This is a genomic window from Arthrobacter sp. TE12231, assembly GCF_054062895.1.
In genome coordinates this window covers 409,551-430,039 of the sequence record NZ_JBSSFS010000001.1, presented here as the reverse complement: position 1 = coordinate 430,039, position 20,489 = coordinate 409,551, and the positions used below count along the sequence as shown (strand labels likewise).

Annotated in this window: 18 protein-coding genes; 11 read left to right on the top strand and 7 right to left on the bottom strand. The window is 63.8% G+C overall.

Annotated elements, in window-relative coordinates:
• The 3 genes from ACVWYS_RS01895 to ACVWYS_RS01885 are packed head-to-tail and all read left to right on the top strand — an operon-like array spanning window position 1 to window position 3,546.
• Complete coding sequence (locus tag ACVWYS_RS01895; RefSeq protein WP_456510270.1) at window positions 1-1,260, top strand: FAD-binding protein; 1,260 nt, start codon at window positions 1-3, stop codon at window positions 1,258-1,260.
• 10 nt (window positions 1,261-1,270) lie between these two features.
• Window positions 1,271-2,539 carry an ROK family protein gene (locus ACVWYS_RS01890; RefSeq protein WP_456509274.1) on the top strand — a complete coding sequence of 423 codons (1,269 nt, stop codon included), beginning with the start codon at window positions 1,271-1,273 and terminating at the stop codon, window positions 2,537-2,539.
• Between the two features lie 17 nt (window positions 2,540-2,556).
• The gene (locus tag ACVWYS_RS01885) at window positions 2,557-3,546 is read left to right on the top strand and encodes an aldose 1-epimerase family protein (protein ID WP_456509273.1); all 990 of its coding nucleotides are present in this window, start codon (window positions 2,557-2,559) and stop codon (window positions 3,544-3,546) included.
• 133 nt (window positions 3,547-3,679) lie between these two features.
• On the opposite strand, the gene ACVWYS_RS01880 is transcribed toward ACVWYS_RS01885, so the two are convergent.
• On the bottom strand, window positions 3,680-4,444 hold the full coding sequence (locus ACVWYS_RS01880) for a DUF4386 family protein (RefSeq protein WP_456509272.1): 765 nt from the start codon (window positions 4,442-4,444) through the stop codon (window positions 3,680-3,682).
• Between the two features lie 178 nt (window positions 4,445-4,622).
• Window positions 4,623-5,006 (bottom strand): VOC family protein, encoded by a 384-nt coding sequence (locus ACVWYS_RS01875; protein WP_344366782.1) that lies wholly within the window; start codon window positions 5,004-5,006, stop codon window positions 4,623-4,625.
• Between the two features lie 649 nt (window positions 5,007-5,655).
• Between ACVWYS_RS01875 and ACVWYS_RS01870 the strand changes: the two genes are divergently transcribed.
• Window positions 5,656-5,802 carry a hypothetical protein gene (locus ACVWYS_RS01870; RefSeq protein WP_161958203.1) on the top strand — a complete coding sequence of 49 codons (147 nt, stop codon included), beginning with the start codon at window positions 5,656-5,658 and terminating at the stop codon, window positions 5,800-5,802.
• A gap of 148 nt (window positions 5,803-5,950) precedes the next feature.
• Window positions 5,951-7,768 (top strand): glycoside hydrolase family 15 protein, encoded by a 1,818-nt coding sequence (locus ACVWYS_RS01865; protein WP_456509271.1) that lies wholly within the window; start codon window positions 5,951-5,953, stop codon window positions 7,766-7,768.
• 445 nt (window positions 7,769-8,213) lie between these two features.
• Here ACVWYS_RS01865 and ACVWYS_RS01860 read toward each other — a convergent pair whose 3' ends face one another.
• Genes ACVWYS_RS01860 through glmS form a run of 5 tightly spaced genes read right to left on the bottom strand, consistent with a single transcriptional unit; the run spans window position 8,214 to window position 14,868 of the window.
• A complete protein-coding gene (locus ACVWYS_RS01860) occupies window positions 8,214-9,008 on the bottom strand; it encodes an SDR family NAD(P)-dependent oxidoreductase (protein WP_456508252.1) in 795 nt (264 codons plus the stop codon).
• Window positions 9,009-9,059: 51 nt separating this feature from the next.
• A complete protein-coding gene (locus tag ACVWYS_RS01855) occupies window positions 9,060-10,094 on the bottom strand; it encodes an ABC transporter permease (protein ID WP_456508251.1) in 1,035 nt (344 codons plus the stop codon).
• On the bottom strand, window positions 10,091-11,641 hold the full coding sequence (locus ACVWYS_RS01850; protein ID WP_456509270.1) for a sugar ABC transporter ATP-binding protein: 1,551 nt from the start codon (window positions 11,639-11,641) through the stop codon (window positions 10,091-10,093). Before ACVWYS_RS01850 ends, ACVWYS_RS01855 begins: the two co-directional genes overlap by 4 nt.
• Window position 11,642: 1 nt before the next feature.
• Window positions 11,643-13,022 carry a substrate-binding domain-containing protein gene (locus ACVWYS_RS01845; protein WP_456509269.1) on the bottom strand — a complete coding sequence of 460 codons (1,380 nt, stop codon included), beginning with the start codon at window positions 13,020-13,022 and terminating at the stop codon, window positions 11,643-11,645.
• A complete protein-coding gene (gene glmS / locus ACVWYS_RS01840) occupies window positions 12,979-14,868 on the bottom strand; it encodes a glutamine--fructose-6-phosphate transaminase (isomerizing) (RefSeq protein WP_456509268.1) in 1,890 nt (629 codons plus the stop codon). Before glmS ends, ACVWYS_RS01845 begins: the two co-directional genes overlap by 44 nt.
• Window positions 14,869-15,005: 137 nt before the next feature.
• Between glmS and ACVWYS_RS01835 the strand changes: the two genes are divergently transcribed.
• From ACVWYS_RS01835 to ACVWYS_RS01810, 6 genes are all read left to right on the top strand, one after another.
• Entirely contained in the window at window positions 15,006-16,061 is a 1,056-nt protein-coding gene (locus ACVWYS_RS01835; RefSeq protein WP_344366797.1) for a substrate-binding domain-containing protein, read from the top strand.
• A gap of 50 nt (window positions 16,062-16,111) precedes the next feature.
• Window positions 16,112-17,167 carry an ABC transporter permease gene (locus ACVWYS_RS01830; protein ID WP_456509267.1) on the top strand — a complete coding sequence of 352 codons (1,056 nt, stop codon included), beginning with the start codon at window positions 16,112-16,114 and terminating at the stop codon, window positions 17,165-17,167.
• Complete coding sequence (locus tag ACVWYS_RS01825; RefSeq protein ID WP_456509266.1) at window positions 17,164-18,003, top strand: ATP-binding cassette domain-containing protein; 840 nt, start codon at window positions 17,164-17,166, stop codon at window positions 18,001-18,003. The genes ACVWYS_RS01830 and ACVWYS_RS01825 overlap by 4 nt, the downstream gene beginning before the upstream one ends.
• Entirely contained in the window at window positions 18,000-18,914 is a 915-nt protein-coding gene (locus ACVWYS_RS01820) for an MBL fold metallo-hydrolase (RefSeq protein ID WP_344366804.1), read from the top strand. The genes ACVWYS_RS01825 and ACVWYS_RS01820 overlap by 4 nt, the downstream gene beginning before the upstream one ends.
• Window positions 18,904-19,566, top strand: coding sequence for a bifunctional 4-hydroxy-2-oxoglutarate aldolase/2-dehydro-3-deoxy-phosphogluconate aldolase (gene eda / locus ACVWYS_RS01815; RefSeq protein WP_116766213.1), 663 nt, complete (start codon window positions 18,904-18,906; stop codon window positions 19,564-19,566). The genes ACVWYS_RS01820 and eda overlap by 11 nt, the downstream gene beginning before the upstream one ends.
• A 79-nt stretch (window positions 19,567-19,645) precedes the next feature.
• Window positions 19,646-20,485 carry an SDR family oxidoreductase gene (locus ACVWYS_RS01810; RefSeq protein WP_344366806.1) on the top strand — a complete coding sequence of 280 codons (840 nt, stop codon included), beginning with the start codon at window positions 19,646-19,648 and terminating at the stop codon, window positions 20,483-20,485.
• The last annotated feature ends 4 nt before the right edge of the window (window positions 20,486-20,489 follow it).

The window sequence follows — 20,489 nt, the reverse complement described above, 5'->3', positions numbered from 1 at the left end:
ATGGTGACCGAACGCAACTGGGCGGGGAACTACGGCTACCAGGCACCGCGGATCGCCCATCCGGCGAGCATGGCGGAACTGCAGGATCTGGTGGCCGGCACCGGGAAGGTCCGCGCGCTGGGGTCCCGCCATTCCTTCAACGACATTGCGGACACGGCCGGGACACTGGTGGTGCTGGACCGGCTCGACGCCGGCATCAGCGTCGATCCGCAGAACATGACCGTCACCGTCAGCGGCGGCACGCGCTACGGGACGCTCGCGGCGGAGCTCCATCGCCAAGGCTTTGCCCTTCACAACCTCGCCTCGCTGCCGCACATCTCGGTGGCGGGCGCCGTCGCCACCGCCACGCATGGCTCCGGGGACGGCAACGGCAATCTCGCCACCGCCGTTGCGGAGCTTGAGCTGGTCACCGCCGACGGCACAGTCGTCACGGCCCGGCGCGGCGACCCGGACTTTGACGGCATGGTGGTGGGCCTGGGCGCACTGGGCATCGTCAGCCGCCTGACCCTGGATATCGAACCGAGCTTCGAGATTGCCCAGAGTGTCTTTGAGGGCCTTGACTGGGAACAAGTCCTGGAGAGCTTCGACGACGTGACGTCAGCGGCCTACAGCGTGAGCCTGTTCACCGACTGGAGCGGGCCCACGGTGGGCCAGGCCTGGCTCAAGAACCGCACGGACCACACGGCGTTGCCCGCCGGATTGCAGGAATTCTTCGCCGGCACGCCGGCCACGCAGGCCCGGCACCCGCTGCCCGGCGTGTCCGGCAGCAACTGCACGCAGCAACTCGGCGTACCCGGGCCGTGGTCCGACAGGCTCGCGCACTTCCGGATGGAATTCACCCCCAGCCAGGGCGACGAGCTCCAAAGCGAGTACCTGATCCCGCGGGAGCACGCCGCCGACGCCCTCCGCGCGATGCGGAACCTCTCGGGCATCGTCACTCCCCTGCTCCTGGTCGGGGAAATCCGCACGATCGCAGCCGACCAGCTGTGGCTCAGCCCCAACCACGGCCGAGACGGGATCGGCCTGCACTTCACCTGGCGTCAGGACGAGCCCGCGATCACGGCAATCCTGCCCCTTCTTGAAGCGGAGCTGGCCCCGTTCGGTGCCCGCCCCCACTGGGGCAAACTGTTCGATGGCGACGCCGCCGCCATCGCCCCGCTGTATCCCCGCTTTGCCGACTTCACCGCGCTGGCCGGCCGGCTGGATCCGGCCGGAAAATTCCGCAACGCCTTCCTGGACCGCACGGTGTTCGGCCGCTGATAGTGTCACGATGATGCCTCCACGTACCCATCCCTCGGCCCCGGCGGGCGAGCCGGATCCGTCGCGCCGCAACAATTTGTCGCTGCTGACCTCCCTCGTCCATCACCACGGCGTACTCAGCCGCGCCCAGCTGACCCGGCTCACGGGGCTGAACCGCTCCACGGTCGGGACACTGATCGGACAGCTCACCTCGCTGGGGCTGGTCTATGAAACGGCGCCCGCCGGCGAGGGGCAGGTGGGCCGGCCGAGTCCCGAGGTCCACCCCAGCCCGTCGATTGCGGCGCTGGCCGTCAATCCGGAAGTCGACGCCGTGACCATCGGCCTGGTCAGCCTCGGAGGGAAGGTCCAGAAGAAGATCCGCTTAGAAACGGAACGGATTCCGAGCGCCCGGGAGGCGGTGAATATCGCAGCGGCCGTCATCGCCGGGATGCGGTCCGAGCTCGATGCCTCCTACCGGATTACCGGCATTGGCATGGCCGTGCCCGGCCTGGTTAACCGCGACGACGGCGTCGTGCGGCACGCGCCGCACCTGGGCTGGCGCAATGAGCCGGTCGCCCGGATGCTGAGCGAGGCCACCGGCTACCGTTGCCAGGCCGCCAACGACGCTTCCCTGGGCGCGGAAGCCGAGCTGATTTTCGGCGCTGGCGCTGGTGTTGGTGCCGTTGTTGGTGCCGGTGTTGGTACCCGGCCGGGCAATCTGATCTACCTCAACGGTGGTGCCAGCGGCGTCGGCGGCGGGATCATCGCGGACGGGCAACTGCTCCGGGGGGCCTCCGGCTATGCCGGGGAACTCGGCCACACCTTTGTCCGCTCGGGCGGCACCACCTGCCACTGCGGTGCCACGGGCTGCCTGGAAACCGAGGTCTCCCAAGGCCGCCTCCTCGAACTGGCCGGCTTGAGCAGCGGCGACACCGCCGACCTCGAAAGAGCCCTCGGGAACAGCAACAGCGCCGGGCTCAGCGACGAAGTCGCACGCCAGCTGACCTATCTGGGCATAGCCCTGCGCAACGCTGTGAACATTTTCAACCCCGACGCAATCGTCCTTGACGGCTTCCTGGGAACCCTGCACGCGCTCGCCCCGGGGTCGCTGCAGGCAATGCTGCTGTCCCAGGCAATGGACGGCCCCGCCGGACAGGCAAAAATCTACCGCGCAGCCCTCGGTTCTGATCTGATGATGATCGGAGCCGCGGAACTGGCCTTCACCCCGTTCCTGGCAGATCCCGCCGGCCTCGGCACAACCGCCGGCACCGTGCCCTCACCCACGTCACAGACAGGCTGAACGTGCAGAATCAGGCAGTGCAGAATCAGGCAGTGCAACACCAGTGCGTGCAGAACCAGCCGGGGCCGCACCAGACACGTTCACCGATGGGCGCGCACTTCGAGCTGCAGGCCACGCTGGGAGGCCGCAGCCAAAAAGCCGTCGTGACGGAAATCGCCGCCAGCCTGCGTGCCCTGGAAATCGACGGCGTCGCCCTTGTGCAGGACTATCCCGCCCAGTCCGCTCCGCCGTCGTGCGCCGGCTGGGTCCTGGTGCCGTGGCCCAACCGGGTGGCCGACGGCAAGTGGACCTACGACGGCGTCCCGCAGCAACTGGAGATCACGGAACCGGGCAACGGCAACGCCCTGCACGGCCTGCTATCCGCCGCCGCGTACAGGGTCGCGCACCGGACGCCGGACAGCATCACCCTGACCGCCGACGTCGCGGCTGAACCGGGCTACCCCTTTGAACTTTCGACGTCGGTCCGCTACCAGCTCACCGAGGACGGACTCCTTGTCACCCACAGCCTAGCCAACACCGGCAGCGGGGCCGCCCCGGTCGCCGTCGGGGCACATCCCTTCCTCCGGCTGGGTGCCGTGCCGACCGAGGACCTGACGCTCGTCATCAATGCCGACACCCACATCGAAGTCGACCACCGGCTAAATCCGACCGGCGCCACCACGGCTGTCCACGGAACCCGCCACGACTTCCGGGCGGGGCAATTAGTGGGCGCCGTCGCCCTCGACGATGCGTGGGGCAACGTCCGCAGGGAACCCGACGGCAGCTCGCTGCACTATCTGGAGGCCCCCGACGGCAGCCAGGTGCAATTGTTCATGGATGCGTCCTTCGGCTACATCCAGGCATTCACCACCGGCGTCTTCCCGGGCGCAGACGGCCCGGTCACTGCGGTGGCCGTGGAACCGATGACGGCTCCGGCCGACGCCTTCAACAGCGGCGAGGGGTTGCGCTGGCTGGCCCCCGGCGAGACCTGGGACCTCAGCTGGGGTATCCGCTACCGGCAGCCCTGATCCAGGGAGCCGATGTCGGCTGCGCTTCCGGCTCCCACGCGCGAATTCGCCGGAAACTTGCGAATTCGCCGGAACTTTCCGGCGAACGGGCAGCTTTCCGGCGACTTCGGCCGTGAGTGGCCCGTTACCCGCGTCACATGTCCCCCGACGGCGCATCGTTGCCAAACCACGCGCTGAGCAGCAACCACACGGTCCACACCAGCATCAGGACAATGCCTGCCAGCGTGGGAATGGTGTTGGCCGGGGAGAAGCCTTCGGCCCCGATGATCCAGCCCTGGGCGAGGTACGCGATGCCGGAGAGCGCCATGAGGTAGCCGATCAGCCGCGAGACGCGGCGTGCTCTGACAACCACGGCGCCGGTCAGGAACAGGACCGCGCCCAGCATGAAGCTCTGGTAGCTGCGCACGCCCCACTCCAGCCACCGGACGCCCTCGGCGGTCGCGAACCGGGCAGCCTTCTCCGGTTCCGCCGCGGCAGCCCACGCGTCCACGGCATGCTTGAGGGCGACCCCGTCGACGGCTTGGAGCGCGGCATACAGTGCCAGTGCCGCGACCGCCGCCACCGCGCCGAACCGGGCCGTCCAGGCCATGGCCCCGTCCGGCGCTTTCAGGACCACCAGCAGGACCAGCAGCCCCGAGATGAGAAGCGCCATGCCGACGAACTGGCCGAGATGGACGGCCGTCCAGATGCCGCTGCGGGCGTACTCCGCGAACGTCGCAGGGTGGTCGTTCGCGCTGGCCGAATCGGCGTGGAACAGCCCGGCAACCACGGATACCACGAAACCGGCAAACGCCAAGGTGGCGGCGAGGCGCAATGAGCCACGGTGCGGTGACAGGCGCCCCGGTTCGGCCGGAGCCGCCGGAGGGCTGTGGCTGTCTTCTGTTCCGAACTTCTTCATGGGCACCGCCCGCTTCGTGCCGACGCGCAGGTGCGCGCTGTATTCGCCTAAGCGCAGGCTACGCCGGTCACGCCCGCGATGCCACGGCTCGTTGCTGCCGCGCACTTTGCCAGCGCACAGGCCCGGAACTTCTCACCGTCGTTACTCTGGCACTCGCAAACTCGATAAGCCCGGCCTGTTAACGGCTGGGGGTGTCCTTCAGCGGGATTTCCTGAATCACCCAGCGGTTGCCGTCGGGGTCACTGAAATACGCGAAGGCAAACCCGCCCATGTCTTGGGCCTCACTGACGGGCGCGCCTCGTTGGAGCAGCTCGCTCCGCGTGGCAGCCATGTCCGTCACGACCAGTTGGAGACCTTCCAAGCTACCGGGAACCATGCTGGTCATCCCGGTTCCGATGACAATGGAGGCTGCCGAGCCGGGCGGGGTGAGCTGGACGACGCGCATTCCGGGTATGTGTTCGACGTCGTGATCCAGCACGAAGCCGAGCTTCTCAGTGTAAAAGGCCTTGGCCCGGTCCACGTCTGAGACGGGTATCTGGACGACCTCGAGGCGGAGTTCCATGACCGCTACCCTACGGCACAACCGGGCACGGTGCTCAGGGATCTTCATCGATCTTGCGGTCCCCGTTGCAGGAGTCGAAGGCTCCCACGTCCATTCCGTGCGGATCGAATCCGACGACGGCGGGGCGGCCCGCCGCCGTCCTCCGCGGGGCGCGCCTAGCCAACGTTCTGCGCGGCAAGCCGTGCTTTGATCCGCTCCGAGGCATCGAGAAGTGATGCCTCGTTGATGGAAGCGGCCGCGCCGGCGTCGTTGCCTCGCGCAGCCGTGATCAAGCCCTGCTTATACCGCCACAGGGAGTCATCGCCTGCAGTATCCAAGGAACCCCGAGGCGTGATCTCTCGATCTACGCCCTCGATGACTACTCCCGCACCAAACACGTGATGCACAACCGCGGACGCTGACTCCGGGAAGCACGGTCTCACGGGAAGCACCAAGTCGTTGAAGACCTGCCCGGGTTCCTGCCGGGCAGGTCTTCAACGGGAAATTTCTTCCCAAAAAGATAACGAGGTGGAAAATTCCTGCTATGATGATGAGTAGCACCACACCGACATCACGCTCGGCGGTCAGGAAGTCTCAGGGCTGAAGGCGTCAGGATGATGCGGCCCGGGCAAAGCCTACCCGCTCGAACACCATGGAAGGGAACGACGACATGACTCGCGAAGAAGCCTTCGCACATTGCCCCTCTGACTCCTATGTGGAGTTCTACGGGAACCAATGGCTCATCATTCCGTTTGCGCGCGTCGTACAGCCAGCCTTCTTCGACTGCACTCCAGGACTTCGACTCACCCGCGCCTGAGATGCTCCCGGGAATGAAGCAAACTACTGCGTGACCTACTGCCCCTACGGCCCGATGCTCGGCACAGACGGAACAAACCCGGTGGAATTCGAGAGGCGGGCAACGACAGGGCCTATCTGGATTCCGTCCCGTCGTGATTGAGTGAAGCATGGCCGCACCGATAGAAGATTATGCGCTGCTATCCGATCTTCACACCGGACCTCTTGTTTCCCTGCAAGGCAGCGTGGATTGGCTGTGTTTCCCTCGTTTCGACTCGCCGTCGGTGTTTGCCGCCCTACTCGGGAGCGAGGAACACGGCCGATGGCTGTTGGCGCCGAGCCCGCCAGAGGCCGTCGTGATTGATCGTCACTATGTGGACTCGACGTTCGTACTCCAGACAACGTGGCAGACCGACACCGGACGGGTGTTGGTGACGGAATTCATGCCCGTTGGTGACCGACGTTCGCGTCTTGTCCGTCGCGTGACAGGACTGAGCGGGACCGTCCTCATGCGCCAGGAGATAAGAATCCGACCCCAATACGCCACCGTGTTGCCCTGGGTAAGCCGGGTCCTTGATAGCGCGGCGGTTCGGGGTGCGGAGATACTGCTGGCCATGTCGGGTCCGGACGCGCTCGCCTTACGGGGAGACTACCTTCCGATGGCCGAAGGTCACCGGCATGCCGGGGAGTTTACGGTTGCACAGGGGCAGACCGTGGACTTCGAACTGACATGGTTCCCCTCACACGAGGATGTGCCGGCGGCCATCGATGTCGATGCTGCCCTCGAACTCGCAGTGGACTACTGGACCACCTGGGCCGGCAATTGCCGCGATGACGGCAAATACGGCGGGGCAGTGAAGCGGTCACTGCTGGTGCTGCGTGCGCTCACCCACTATGAGACCGGCGGCATTGTCGCGGCGCCCACCACTTCCCTGCCTGAAGATTTTGAGGGTACGCGCAATTGGGACTACCGCTACTGTTGGCTGCGCGACGCGTCCTTGACGTTGGAGGCCATGTTGACGCATGGCTATGAGACCGAGGCCCTCAAGTGGCGTAACTGGCTTTTGCGGGCCCTCGCCGGCGATCCCGAGGACCTGCAAATAATGTACGGTGTGGGGGGCGAACGGGATCTGACGGAAAAGGAGCTGCCCCACCTTCCCGGATACCGGAATGCCAGACCGGTGCGAATCGGTAACGCTGCCGTATCCCAGTACCAGGCCGATGTGGTCGGCGAAGTGATGGTGGCTCTTGAAAGACTTCGTCTCGCCGGGGGCAAAGAGGATCATTTCTCCTGGGCACTTCAGCGGGCGCTGCTTGGATCCGTGGAAAATCACCTCGCGGATAAAGACTTCGGCCTGTGGGAAGTGCGTGGCGATGCCCAATATTTCACCCACTCCAGAGTCATGATGTGGGCTGCCTTTGACAGCGGGGTGAGGGCCGTTCGGGACCACGGACTGCCGGGTCCTGTGGAGCAGTGGGAGAGACTCCGTGAGAACTTGGCCGCGGAAGTCGTCGATCTCGGATTCAACCGGGACCTCAACTCGTTCACGCAAACCTACGGCGGCCAGCAGACCGACGCCGCCCTGCTGGCCTTGCCGCAGGTTGGCTTCCTGGCCTATGACGATGAGCGCATGCTCAGCACCGTCGCCCAGCTCGAAAGGGAGCTGCTCACCGCGGAGGGACTGCTGCTGCGCTACCGCACTGAGACGGGCGTTGACGGATTGGAACCGGGTGAGCATCCATTCCTCGCGTGTTCCTTCTGGCTGGTGGAACAGTATGCTCGCTCGGGCCGCCGGACCGACGCCGGGAACCTGATGGACATGCTGGTGGGACTCTCCAACGACCTCGGCCTGCTCAGCGAAGAATACTCAATGAAGGACAATCGGATGGCGGGAAACTTTCCCCAAGCCTTCTCCCACCTGACCCTGGTGCGGGCCGCAGACGCCATGCACGGCGTCGACCGTCTAAGCCTCCAACCGAAGCATTGAACCAATGGGCAGGCCGACTCAATGCGGGTTCGTTACTGCAGGTACCTGAAGACGCCGTAACTATACGAGACGACGGGACAGGCCCACCCGTGAGGTTTCGCGCCGAAAAATGCCCGGCTCCCGTGCCTGGAGGTGTCTCGAAAGAAGGCGCGCGAGCCGCAGCCAAGGCATACGAGGTGGCTTCTGTGGCGCATCCTCCAGTCCTTAGGTTTGGCCGCGAAATCCTGGGCGTCCCATTCCTTCCCGTCCAGCAAACACAATGCCCGCTTCACGGTCTTGCCTGCACGCGATTAGTTGGTGAAATGGCCCTCTTGGAACATAGATCATACGGCCCGCAAGTCACGCCAGGACCGGGCGTGGAGAGGGCCGGCGCTGTGCCATGGGTTCCCTCTCCACGCCTCTGTACCTGTCGCCCTCCACAGTTGCGTTGGGCGTTCACTGCGGCTTAGAAGATCGCGCGCCGGGTGCCGCCATCAACGGACACAGCGGCACCCACAGTCGCCGAGGCCTGGGGTGAGCTGAGATAAACGACCAGGTTGGCGACTTCGTCTGTCGTGGCCGCGCGTCGCAGCAACGATGTGGGCCTGTGTTCCCGTACGAAATCATCTGTCTGCTCCTGGGCGGAGAGCTGGGAATCTCCCCCCATCTTCACGACAAAATCGGAGACGCCTTCTGAGAATGTCGGTCCGGGCAGGACAGAGTTGACGGTGACGCCGGTCCCGGCAGTCAGTTCCGCCAGACCACGGGAAATGCCCAGCTGCATCGTTTTTGTTGCGCCGTAGTGCATCATCTCGGGCGGAATCTGCAACGCTGATTCGCTCGAGATGAATACAACGCGACCCCAGCCGTCCTTCATCATTCCGGGGAGATACTGGCGGGCCGTCCGAATTCCGGTGAGGACGTTGACTTCGAAATACCGGATCCATTCGTCGTCATCGATGTCGAAGAACGACTTCGGCTCAAAGATGCCCAGATTGTTGATCAGGATGTCCACGGCAGGGAGCGCACTGAAGAGTTTGGCAGTTCCCTCCTCTGTGCAGAGGTCAACCGCAAGCGGTGTGAGTCGTCCCGGCAGGTTGAGGTTGTTTACGGCCTGGGCAGCCTTCTCCACCCGCTCCTGATTGCGACCCGTGATTGTCACGGTGGCTCCCGCTGCAGCGAGACCCTTGGCGATGGCCAGGCCTATCCCCTGGCTGGACCCTGTTACCAGGGCTTTCTTGCCCGCAAGATTGATGTTCATGTGATTCGCCTTCTCGTTGATGTGGTGGTTTCTTGGGCTTTCATGCCCGGCTTAGGTGGCCTCGCCGCGCAGAAGCCGGGTGGCGGCGACGGCGGCGATGAGGGCAGTACCGGTGAACAACGGTTCAATCCAGAACGGCGCGCCAATGAGGGCCAGTCCCGTGGTGCCCACCTGGAGAGTGATAACGGCAACAATGGTCCCCCAGACATTAAACGTTCCGGGGAGGAATGCGGTGGCGCCGAGGAAGACTGCGGCATAGGCCGGCAGCAACATCGGTGGCCCCACTGTAGGGCTGCCGCTCCCGAGGATTCCTGCCTGGATGACGCCGGCGATGCCGGCCAGGGCGCCTGCGCCGGCGAAGGCGCCGATTGTGAGCCGGGGTACCGCGATCCCCGAGAGCCGTGCGGCGTCCCGTGACCCCCCAATGGCGTAAAGAAACCGCCCTGCAGGTGTCTGCGACAGTATGTACCAGAGGATCAGTCCAATGGCCGCCGCGGCGAGCACGGGCAACGGAATGCCAAGAAGGTTGCCTTGTCCCAGCTCTGTGAGCTCCTTGGGGATGTTCTCATAGAAGACGTTGCCGAGCGTGTAGGCGCCAATCAGCCCCGTGAGGATTGTACTCATGCCAATGGTCACGATGAATGAATTGATCCCGGCCTTGCTGACCAGCAGTCCATTGATGAGGCCGACGGCGGTGCAAGCCGCAACGGCGATGATGATGGCAGGGACCGCCGGCACGCCCTGCTGGGATGTCAGGCCGGTGACGAGAATCAGTCCAAGGCCCAGGTTGGCGGCGACGGAGAGATCAAGTTCACCGACGATGAGCGGCAGGAGGAGTCCAATTGCCAGAATCGTCAGAACCGCCTGAAGATTCAGCACCGTCTTGAGATTGTCAACAGTCGCAAATGTCTCGGGGGCCGCAACGGAGAAAACGACAATCAACAGCACCAGGAGCAGCGGCAGTGCTATCCGGGCAAAGAACAACGACAGAGGTTCGTTGGGCCGTCTGTTCATCAAACGCTTCCCGGTTTTCCGGGGGTCGCTGGTCGGCGGTGTTGCGGACGTCGGGTCTAGGGTCGAAGTCATTGTGTTGTTTCCTTAGTTCTTTCACCGTCGAAGTACATCGACTGTGTGACCTTGCCGGCGGTCAGGCCTGTGGTTGATTCGTCGGCGACGATCCGTCCGCGCCGGAGAGTGAGGATCCGATGACTGAGGGCAATCATCTGCTCGATCTCGGAGGAGATCAACAGGACTGCGGCCCCCCGTTCCGCCGCACTGCTAATGAGGTCGAATATTTCCGCCCGCGCACCAATGTCCACTCCTTGGACAGGTTCGTCAAAGATGACAATGTCGGGATTGGTCTCTAACCATTTGGCGATGACAACTTTTTGCTGATTTCCCCCGGAGAGCACCCGGAACAGCCTGCCGGACGAAGCCGGCCTGACGTCATAGTCGCGGATCTGTTGCGATATCCATTGCCGTTCCGCGGCTTTGGACAGCCTGACGCCGTGCCAGAACCGGCCGATTGATGGCATCGTGAGGTTCTCACCGACGCTCATGTCGAGCACCCCGCCGTCCCGACGCCGGTTCTCCGGGATTAGGGCAATCTTCCGCGCCACCGCATCCCGGGGCGTCCTGAACCGACACTCTTTGCCCTGGACACTGATAGTGCCGCTCACGGGTTCCTGCGCACCAAAGAGAATCCGGGCGAGTTCGCTCCGGCCTGATCCCAGCATTCCTGCGATCCCGATGATTTCTCCCGCCCCGATTGTGAACGAGACGTCCCGGAGCCGTTTTCCGGAGATGCCGCGGACGTCCATGAGCTCTCGTCCGGTGAACTGTGGCCCATGTGCGCGGGTGACGGCCTCCACGTCTCGTCCAACGATCAGCCGAACGAGGCTGTCCCGGTCGGTATCGGCTATGTCGACCGTTTCCACGTTCCGGCCATCGCGCAGGATGGTCGCCCTGTCGGCAAATGCGGACAACTCTTCGAGTTTGTGGGTGACGTAGAGGACGGCCACGCCCCTGTCCACGACTCGTCGGACTGCTTTGAACAGCAGCGCGGCTTCCGAGTCGGGCAGAGCAGCCGTAGGTTCGTCTAGGACGAGGATCTTGGCCCCTTCGCCGGCCGAGCTCAGCGCTCGCGCTATGGCGACAATGGTCTGTTGGGCGATCGGGAGACGGCCGACCGGCGTGTCGGGGTCAAGATCCGGGTGCCCGAGAAGTGCCAGCTCTGCGGTGGTGTTTTCTCGCATCCGGGACCACGGGATCCGTGAGAAGAGCCCAGTCCCGTATCGTCTTGAGGCTTCGAAATTCTCGGTGATGGAAAGATTCGGAATAAGGCCCAGGTCCTGGTGAACGAACACCAAACCCATGGCCGCGGCCTGGGCGGGTTCGAACGGAAGGGTGACAGGCACACCGTCCAGAGTCATTTCGGCGCCTTCGTCCGGGTGATGGAAACCGGCAAGGCACTTGATGAGCGTGGACTTTCCGCAGCCGTTCTGGCCGAGGAGTGCGTGCACTTCACCCGAGCGCAGCTCGAGGTTCACGGCGTCGAGGGCCTTTTGCCCAACGAACGTCTTGGACAGCCCCCGCACCGTGAGCACAGTGCGGGGCGAATCGGAAGTCGTCATGTCAGCTGACCTTCCACAGTCCCTTGTAAAGGCCCACCGCGTCGAAGTCTCCATCCCAGCCGCCGGAGGCCGGGGCATTCTCGGCGGTGACGAGTTTGCCAGTGACGCCCTGGTCCTGGGGCTTCTGGCCGCTGAAGATCCTGTTCAGATTGTCCACCTGGCCATAGCCGGCACGGCCGAAGGCAAATCCGATGGAGGCCGCCTGGAACCCGCCCTTGCGGATCATCTCTGTGTTGGCGACGTCCGCGTCCACGGAAATCCCGAAAGCCTTCTTGGAGTCAGCCAGTCCGGCCTGCTGCAGACCCTGGGAGAAGAACAGCATGGCCGCGTCGAATCCTGCAAACAGCACGTTGTATCGGGGGTTGCTGCGCGCGAGCTGGGCCACCCGTCCGGGGGCCACGGTGCTGATTTCACCTGCCAGGAAGGAACTTTCCGCGACCTGCTCGCAGCCGGCTCCGGCGGCTTTGCAGTCATCGATGAACTGCTTAAGCCCACTCACCCGGGCCTTGACGGTGTCGAACTCCGGATCCGTCAGGACGATGAATTTGGGGGCCGAGTTGAAGCGCTTACGGGCTTCGAGGAAAGCGAACTCACCGAGCAGATAGCCCGCCTTGTTGTTAGCGTCCAGGGCGGGAATCAATGACTCGTACAGATCATCCTTGTTACCGCACATGTTGCAGGTGACTGCGATGCCTGCGTCTCGCGCGGACTTGATATCTCCTTGGACTGCAGCGGCGTCGATGGACGTCAGTGCGATGGCATCGACTTTCCGCGAAACTGCCCGCTGAATAGCGGCAGAGATCTTGGTGCTGTCGCTTGCGGGGTCGTCAATGGTCGCATCCCAGCCAAGGAGCCGTGAGGCTTCCTGCGTTGAACGGGCCGGTCGGGCGCACCCTTCCACGGCCATGGAACAGGGGATGATCACGATCTTCTTGGCCCCGGTGGAGAGCGATGCGCTGGCCGGGACGGGGTTGGTCGTTGGGGTCTGCGGCGCGGTTACTGCCGCGACATCAGCGGTGACCTTGGTTGTAAACGCTGCCGAAGCGGCGGAATTCGTCTGTGATGTCTGACTGGATTGCGCGGACCCGCAGGCGGTGGTCAGCAGCATGAGACAGGCAAGCAAGGCCACGGCCGCGCTCCCCCGTTTGTGGTTTCTCCGTTGAAACATGTTGGGCCTCTCTGAATGCCATTGCAGTGGCTGGCGGCAGTATTTCGGTGGCCGGGACCAGTTGGGGACGCAATGGGTCTTGCCCTCATTGGCAATAGCATCAAGGTAGCAGGAATTTCCCACCATAACTAGATATTTGGTAGGAATTTCTACACCTTGGCCGAGCGTGTCATTCCACAGTGACGGACTTCGCGAGATTTCGGGGCTGATCAATGTCCAGCCCCTTGGCGCCGGCCAGGCTGGCTGCAAAGAGCTGCAGCGGGATGGCGGTCAGCAGGGGCGCCAGCAGGGGGCTGGACGCCGGCACGGTCAGCAACGCATCCGCCGTGGTCGCGGCATCACCCTCCTCCCCGACGGCGATGACCCGCCCCCCGCGCGCCTTGATTTCTTGGATTGTGGACATCATCTTCGCGTGCAAGACCGGGCTCGCGGCCGGCGAAGGCATGATGACCACGACAGCCTGGCCCGGCTCGATGAGGGCAATCGGGCCATGCTTGAGCTCGCCGGCGGCGAAGCCTTCGGCGTGGATGTAGGCGAGCTCCTTGAGCTTTAGGGCCCCTTCCATGGCAACCGGGTGCCCGACATGCCTACCAATGAAGAGCACTGCTGTCACGTCGGCCATTGATGCGGCGAGAGCTTCGATTTGGCCTGCGCCCGCCAGCACACTCTGGACCCTTCCTGGTATGCCGGCCAGTTCCCGTGCTGCGGCTGAGATTTCCGTCGGATCGCCGGAGCCCCGCATCTGGGCGAGATATAAAGCGAGCAGCAGTGTGGCTGTCACTTGGGTCAGGAACGCCTTTGTCGAGGCTACAGCCACCTCGGGTCCTGCGTGCGTGTAGAGCACCCCGTCGGCTTCACGGGGAATAGTGGCGCCGACGGTGTTGCAGATCGCGAGGACCGTCGCACCCTGTTCCCGCGCGTATCGAACGGCCATCAGGGTGTCCATCGTTTCGCCGGATTGCGAGATGGCAATCACGAGCGTGCGGTCGTCAACCAGTGGGCTCCGGTAGCGGAACTCGTGCGCTAGATCGACTTCAACGGGTATGCGGCACCAGCGTTCGAGCGCGTATTTGGCAATTTGGCCCCCGTAGGAGGCCGTGCCGCAGGCCACGATGACGATCTTTTGAATCCTCGCCAGTGCTTTGTCGCTGATTCCAAGCTCCCCCAGCGAAACTGCTCCGTCAGAGCCAAGCCGGCCACTGAGGGTGCGGCGGACGGCTTCGGGTTGCTCGTGGATCTCCTTGGCCATGAACGAAGAGTGGCCATCTTTGGTGGCTGCCGCGGCCTCCCATTCGACGGTGAATTCGTTCCCCACAGCGGGTCGGCCGCTGAAGTCGGTGATGACTACCGCATCCGCCGTGAGGGTGACAACCTGGTCCTGTCCGAGTTCGACGGCGCGGCGCGTGAAATCGATGAATCCAGAGACGTCCGATCCCAGGAAATTCTCACCGTCACCAAGGCCCACCACGAGAGGGGAATCCCTGCGGGCAGCCACGATGAGGCCTGGGTGGTCGGCATGCACCGCAAGGATAGTGAAGGACCCCTCCAGCTCCTGGCATGTCCGGCGCATCGCAGCGGCAAGAGGGCCGTCGCCGGCCCGATCCCCATCCAGGCTGCGGTAGTTATCCGCCAGAAGGGCCGCCGCAACCTCGGAATCGGTCTCCGAACGGAACACGTGGCCCCGGGCTGCCAGCCGGCTCCGCAAAAGTGAATCGTTCTCGATGATCCCGTTATGTATGACGGCGAGCCGGCCATCGTCAGCCTGATGCGGGTGGGCGTTTACATCGGTCGGCGCCCCGTGCGTCGCCCACCGGGTGTGCCCAATGCCTACCGCTGCTGCCGGCAGGGGCTCGGTTTCCACGAGTGCCGCGAGATTCGCCAGCTTTCCGGCCTTCTTGCGCACATGAACGCTCCCCCCGGCCAGGACCGCGACTCCTGCGGAGTCGTACCCCCTGTATTCCAGGCGTCGAAGGCCCTCGAGGACCACACTTACCGCCAAGCTCGTCACCCCGGCCTCAGCCGATCCCACCCTGCCCGCATATCCCACAATTCCACACATGATAACGACCCTACGTGAGGTTGGAACTTTCTTCCAAAAGTTATTGCACGGTTGAAAATTTCTGCTACTGTAGTGACCAACAGCACCCCAAAGTTCAGAGCGGCGACGCTCGTGGACGCGAGAAAGGCTCTTGAAGAATGTTGTCCCGTACACAAAGGCGTGCACCGAAGATCAAAACCGCGGTGGCCATCCTGATCGCGGCCGGACTCGCCATCGGAGCTTCAGGATGTTCCGGAGCCTCAGGCAGTTCCAAACCTCTCGTCGGGCTCATCACCAAAACCGACGACAACCCGTATTACGTCAAGATGCGCGAAGGTGCCCAGCAGAAGGCAGCGGAACTCGGCTTCGAGCTGCAGGCGCTGTCCGGCCAGGGCCAGAGTGACAATGACTCCCAGGTCAAAGCGATAGAAAATCTGATCGCCCGGGGAGCGAAGGGCATCATGATCGCCCCTTCCGACTCCGAAGCCATCCTTCCCGCCATCAAGAAGGCACGCGACGCCGGAGTCTTTGTCGCCGTGCTGGATTCCCCCACCAATCCGGCCTCGGCCGCCGACGCAACCTACGCCACGGACAATTTCCAGGCCGGAGTACTCATCGGGAAGTGGGCCGCCACCCAGTTCAGCGGCAAGCAGGCCCGCATCGCCATGCTGGATCTGAGCCCCGCCCAGGTCGCCGTCGACGTCCAAAGAGACCAAGGATTCCTCCAGGGGTTCGGCATCGACGTCGCCGACAAGTCCAAGATCGGCGACGAGTCAGACTCCCGCATCGTCGGCCACGAAGTCACCAACGCCAACGAAGCTGGCGGCCGGACCGCCATGGAGAAGCTCCTCCAGCGTGACCGGAGCATCAACCTCGTGTACACCATCAACGAGCCGGCCGCTGCTGGCGCGTTCGAATCCATCAAGGCCGCGGGCCTCGAGAACAAAGTGACAGTGGTCTCCATCGACGGCGGCTGCCCCGGAGTCAAGGACGTCAAAGCCGGAGCCATCGGAGCCACGTCAATGCAGTTTCCCCTGAAGATGGCCGGTGACGCACTTCAGGCCATCAGCGCCTACATCAAGGATGGCACCAGGCCTGCAACCAGCCAGGGCCTGGACTTCACCAACACGGGCGTGACGCTCATCAGCGACAAGCCCGCCGCCGGAGTCGACTCCAAGGACACGGCCTGGGGTCTGGCGAACTGCTGGGGATGAGCCCCATTCCCCCCAGGACACCACCTCTTTGAACAGCGAAGGTACACACCATGAAGTCCGTATCACCACCGCCAACTGCGCCGGCACCCCCGCGCCGGGTCGGGGAACGCCTCGTCGACCAGCCGCAAGTCCCGCTCCTGGGCCGCATCCAGCGGGCCATGCACGCCCACCCATTGCTGGGGCCGACTGCCGTGCTCATCCTCGCCTGCATTTTCTTCACCGTCGCGGTCGGACCCCGCTTCATCGAGCCCCTGAACATCTCCCTGATCCTGCAACAGGTCCAGATCATCGGCATGGTCGGCATCGCACAGACCCTGATCATCCTGACCGGAGGCATTGACCTGTCCGTGGCGGCAGCCATGGTCTTCAGCACCGTGATCGCCGGCAAGCTGGCCGCCGAAGCAGGCACTCCCCCGCTGCTGGCGCTGCTCCTGGCTCTGTTGACCGGTGCAGTGTGCGGATCCCTCAACGGCGCCCTGGTCACCCGGTTCCGGGTACCGCCCTTCATCGCGACCCTCGGCACCCTCAGCATCTTTACCGCCCTTAACCTCTATGTCTCCGGCAGCCAGACGGTCAAGGCAAATGCACTGCCTGACCTGCTCCTGTGGCCCGGCCAGACGTTTCGTGTTCTGGGGGCGCCGGTAACGTTTGGCTCGGTCCTCGTCCTGGCAGCCTTCATCATCGTCAGCTACATCCTCCGGCGCACCGCCTGGGGCGAACACATCTACGCCGTCGGAGACAACGCCGAAGGCGCACGCCTGAGCGGTATCCGCACCAGCACGGTGCTCATAAGCGTCTACATCGTCGCCGGCGTCGTCTGCGCCATTGCCGGATGGCTTCTCATCGGGCGCGTCGGCTCCGTCAGCCCGTTCTCCGGAGAAGGCGTAAACCTTGCCAGCATCACAGCCGTCGTCATCGGAGGCACCAGTCTCTTCGGCGGCCGCGGACACGTGCCCGGCACACTGCTAGGCGCCCTGATCATCGGGGTGTTCAGCAACGGTCTGACACTCACAGGCGTGGACGTGCTCTGGCAGGTCTTCACCACAGGCGTCCTGGTCATCGTGGCCGTCGGCCTGGACCAGTGGACACGAAAGGTCGCAGGATGACAACGACAAGCAACCCAGCCCGGACCCGGCAGATCACGCCAATCCTCTCCGCCCGGAACCTGGTCAAACGCTACGGGCACGTCACCGCACTTGCCGGAGCGGACCTGACCCTGTACCCCGGAGAAGTCCTCGCCGTGATCGGAGACAACGGCGCCGGGAAATCATCCCTCATCAAATGCCTGTCCGGCGCAGTGGTGCCCGACGAAGGAGAAATCAGGGTCAAAGGAAAACCCGAACGGTTCCGCACCCCGCTTGATGCCAGGTCAGCAGGAATCGAAACCGTCTACCAGCACCTTGCTTTGGCCCCAGCCCGGGACATAGCGGCCAATGTCTTCCTGGGCCGGGAGCTCCGCAAGCCGGGACCCCTTGGATGGGGACTGCGGATGCTGGACCGCAAGACCATGCGCCAGGAAACGGCGAAGATCCTCGGCGACCTCGGTCTGTTGACGATCCAGAACATCGGCCAGGCCGTGGAAACACTATCGGGCGGTCAACGCCAGGGCGTCGCCGTCGCTCGCGCAGCAGCGTTCGGAAGCCGCGTCATCATCATGGATGAACCCACAGCCGCGCTGGGCGTGAAGGAATCAGCCAAAGTCCTCAACCTCATCGCCGAGATCAGAGACCGGGGAATTCCAGTCATCCTCATCAGCCACGACATGCCGCACGTCTTCGAAGTAGCCGACAGAATCCACATTCAGAGGCTCGGCCGGCGGATCGCTTGCGTGCAGAAGACCGAGATCACGATGAACGACGCCGTCTCCCTCATGACCGGAGCCCAGACACCCCCGGAAGACCATGATCCCGAAACCATCCCCGAGCGGCTGGTGAGGCAATGAATTCCCAGCCCATCATTCGCACCCTGGCAGACGGGCCCGGTCTGGGCTACCTTACCAAGGCAGCCACACCATCCGAGGACATCAAATTCTGGTGGCTGGGCCAGGCGGGATTTGCACTCGAACATGTCGGACGCAGGGTACTTCTGGACCCCTACCTCTCGGACAGCCTCGCCACCAAGTACGCCGGCACCATATTCCCCCACACCCGTCTCCACCCAGTGCCCGTGGACCCCTCAGAAATCCAAGGGGTCAGCGCAGTACTTCACAGCCACGCCCACACCGACCACCTGGACCCGGCTACCGTGCAGGCGCTCCAGACGCGGAACAGCCCCCGGTTCATTGCCCCGAGGGCGCGTGCCCAGATCGCCCTGGACCGCCACGTCCCGGCCAGCTCATTCACACCGGTCACGGCCGGTGACCGGGTCGAACTGGCCCCGGACATCACGGTCACCGCAGTTCCCGCCGCACACGAAACACTCGAAACCGACGAGCACGGGGATTCGGTGTTCCTGGGCTACGTCATCGACATCGCCGGATTCCGGATCTACCACTCAGGCGACTGCGTCCCCTACGAAGGCCAGTCCCAACTGCTCCGTCAGCACGGAGTGGATCTGGCATTGCTGCCCATCAACGGCCGCGACAGCCACCGGCTGACAAACGGCGTACCCGGAAACTTCACGGTTGAAGAAGCCATCGGGCTGTGTTTGGCAGCGCGCATACCCGCCATGGTGGGGCACCACTTCGGACTCTTCGACTTCAACACCATCAACCCCGACGATGCCGCCGCCGAATTTGCCCGCACTGCGGGAGATCTTCAGTGGACGGTCCCGACCGTCGGACGACCCTACAGCGTTACCGTACCCAGGACAGACGCTGTCCTGCAGGAAGAGAGCATCAGTCATGAACGCTGAGGATCTGGAAGATACGCTTCGCCGGCTCGCCATTGTTCCCGTCATTGAGATCGAATATGCCGACGACGCTATCCCGCTCGGCCGGACGCTGGTCGAAGCCGGTCTTCCCATCGCGGAAGTCACCTTCAGAACGGATGCGGCCGCCGAAGCAATTGCCCGCATGGTCGAGAACGTCCCCGGGCTTCTGGTGGGAGCCGGCACCGTACTGTCCGAAGAGGACGTGGACGCCGCCGCAGACGCCGGCGCGCACTTCATCGTCTCTCCCGGCCTCAACGCCGCCGTCGTCCGGCGCGCCCGGGAACGTTTCGTGCCGATCATTCCCGGCGTCACATCGCCGACGGAAATTGAGGCAGCCAGGTCCCTTGGGCTGCGACTGCTGAAACTCTTCCCGGCCGAGGCCATAGGAGGCATCCGGCTGGTCCGGGCGCTCAGCGCACCGTACCCGGACGTGTCCTTCATGCCGACCGGAGGAATCACGCCCGAGACGGTCACAGCCTGGCTGGGACAGCCTTCCGTCGTCGCGTGTGGCGGCTCCTGGATCGCGACCCGCGACGCCGTCGCAGGCCGCCGCTGGGAAGAAATACGCACCAACGCCGCGCAGGCTGCCGAACTCGCCGCCGACGCGATCCGATCCCACGCGGCATCATCGTAACGGCCGCCGCGTCCCGCCGGGTCACGGCCCTACCCCAACACTTTTCTGCAAGTTCCATCATCCAAGAGGAGAAAACAAAATGAGCGAAACATACATCCCCCAGCCCGGAGTTGCCTTGGCCGGCAAAGTCGCCGTCATCAGCGGAGCAGCATCCGGAATCGGCGAGGCCGTTGCCCGGATCTTCGCCGCCAACGAAAGCAAGGTCCTGCTCGTGGACATCGACGAAGAACGACTGGAAAAGGTTACCGCCAGCATCCGCGGCTACGGCCGGGGAGAAGTGCACTCCATCCTCGCCGACGTCACCGACGAACAGTCCGTCATCGACCTCTTTGCCTGGGCCAAGAACACGTGGGGCAGCGTTGACCTCATCGTCAACAGCGCCGGACGCGACTCCCTGGCCCCACCGGTAGTGGACGTCACCCTTGACGAGTGGAACAAGACGATGACCCCGAACCTGACGGCCGTGTTCCTGATGTGCCGGGAGGCCTTCAGGATCATGGAAAAGCAGGAAAACGGCGGACGCATCATCAACATGGGTTCGTCCTCTGCGCGCGTCGCGTCGGGACCCGGGCACAGCCCGTACCGCGCCTCCAAGCACGGCCTGATGGGCTTCAGCAAGAACATCTTGCTCGAAGGCAAGGACAAGAAGATCGGCGTCACCGTCATCAACCCGTCCCACGTCAAGACCCCGATGACCGAAATCATCGACAAGGGCCTCTACGACGGCGACGTCCCCGCCTACATCGACGGCTGGCTTGACGAGAAGGAACTCAACGAAGGCATCCACGCCAGCTGCATCGAGGTGGACAACGTCGCCGAAATCACCCTGTTCGTGGCAACGCGGACCCCCGACGTCACCATCCCGCAGATCGCGCTCTACCCGACGCATAAGGCCCACCGCTACGGCATGGAGGTCTAAGACA

Coding starts and splice junctions, on each gene's coding strand:
- ACVWYS_RS01850 (WP_456509270.1), bottom strand. CDS start 11,641: ATGACGACTTCCGATTCGCCCCGCACTGTGCTCACGGTGCGGGGGCTG.
- glmS (WP_456509268.1), bottom strand. CDS start 14,868: ATGTGTGGAATTGTGGGATATGCGGGCAGGGTGGGATCGGCTGAGGCC.
- ACVWYS_RS01895 (WP_456510270.1), top strand. CDS start 1: ATGGTGACCGAACGCAACTGGGCGGGGAACTACGGCTACCAGGCACCG.
- ACVWYS_RS01870 (WP_161958203.1), top strand. CDS start 5,656: ATGACTCGCGAAGAAGCCTTCGCACATTGCCCCTCTGACTCCTATGTG.
- ACVWYS_RS01825 (WP_456509266.1), top strand. CDS start 17,164: ATGACAACGACAAGCAACCCAGCCCGGACCCGGCAGATCACGCCAATC.
- ACVWYS_RS01810 (WP_344366806.1), top strand. CDS start 19,646: ATGAGCGAAACATACATCCCCCAGCCCGGAGTTGCCTTGGCCGGCAAA.
- ACVWYS_RS01890 (WP_456509274.1), top strand. CDS start 1,271: ATGATGCCTCCACGTACCCATCCCTCGGCCCCGGCGGGCGAGCCGGAT.
- ACVWYS_RS01820 (WP_344366804.1), top strand. CDS start 18,000: ATGAATTCCCAGCCCATCATTCGCACCCTGGCAGACGGGCCCGGTCTG.
- ACVWYS_RS01835 (WP_344366797.1), top strand. CDS start 15,006: ATGTTGTCCCGTACACAAAGGCGTGCACCGAAGATCAAAACCGCGGTG.
- ACVWYS_RS01880 (WP_456509272.1), bottom strand. CDS start 4,444: ATGAAGAAGTTCGGAACAGAAGACAGCCACAGCCCTCCGGCGGCTCCG.
- ACVWYS_RS01855 (WP_456508251.1), bottom strand. CDS start 10,094: ATGACTTCGACCCTAGACCCGACGTCCGCAACACCGCCGACCAGCGAC.
- ACVWYS_RS01865 (WP_456509271.1), top strand. CDS start 5,951: ATGGCCGCACCGATAGAAGATTATGCGCTGCTATCCGATCTTCACACC.
- eda (WP_116766213.1), top strand. CDS start 18,904: ATGAACGCTGAGGATCTGGAAGATACGCTTCGCCGGCTCGCCATTGTT.
- ACVWYS_RS01875 (WP_344366782.1), bottom strand. CDS start 5,006: ATGGAACTCCGCCTCGAGGTCGTCCAGATACCCGTCTCAGACGTGGAC.
- ACVWYS_RS01830 (WP_456509267.1), top strand. CDS start 16,112: ATGAAGTCCGTATCACCACCGCCAACTGCGCCGGCACCCCCGCGCCGG.
- ACVWYS_RS01860 (WP_456508252.1), bottom strand. CDS start 9,008: ATGAACATCAATCTTGCGGGCAAGAAAGCCCTGGTAACAGGGTCCAGC.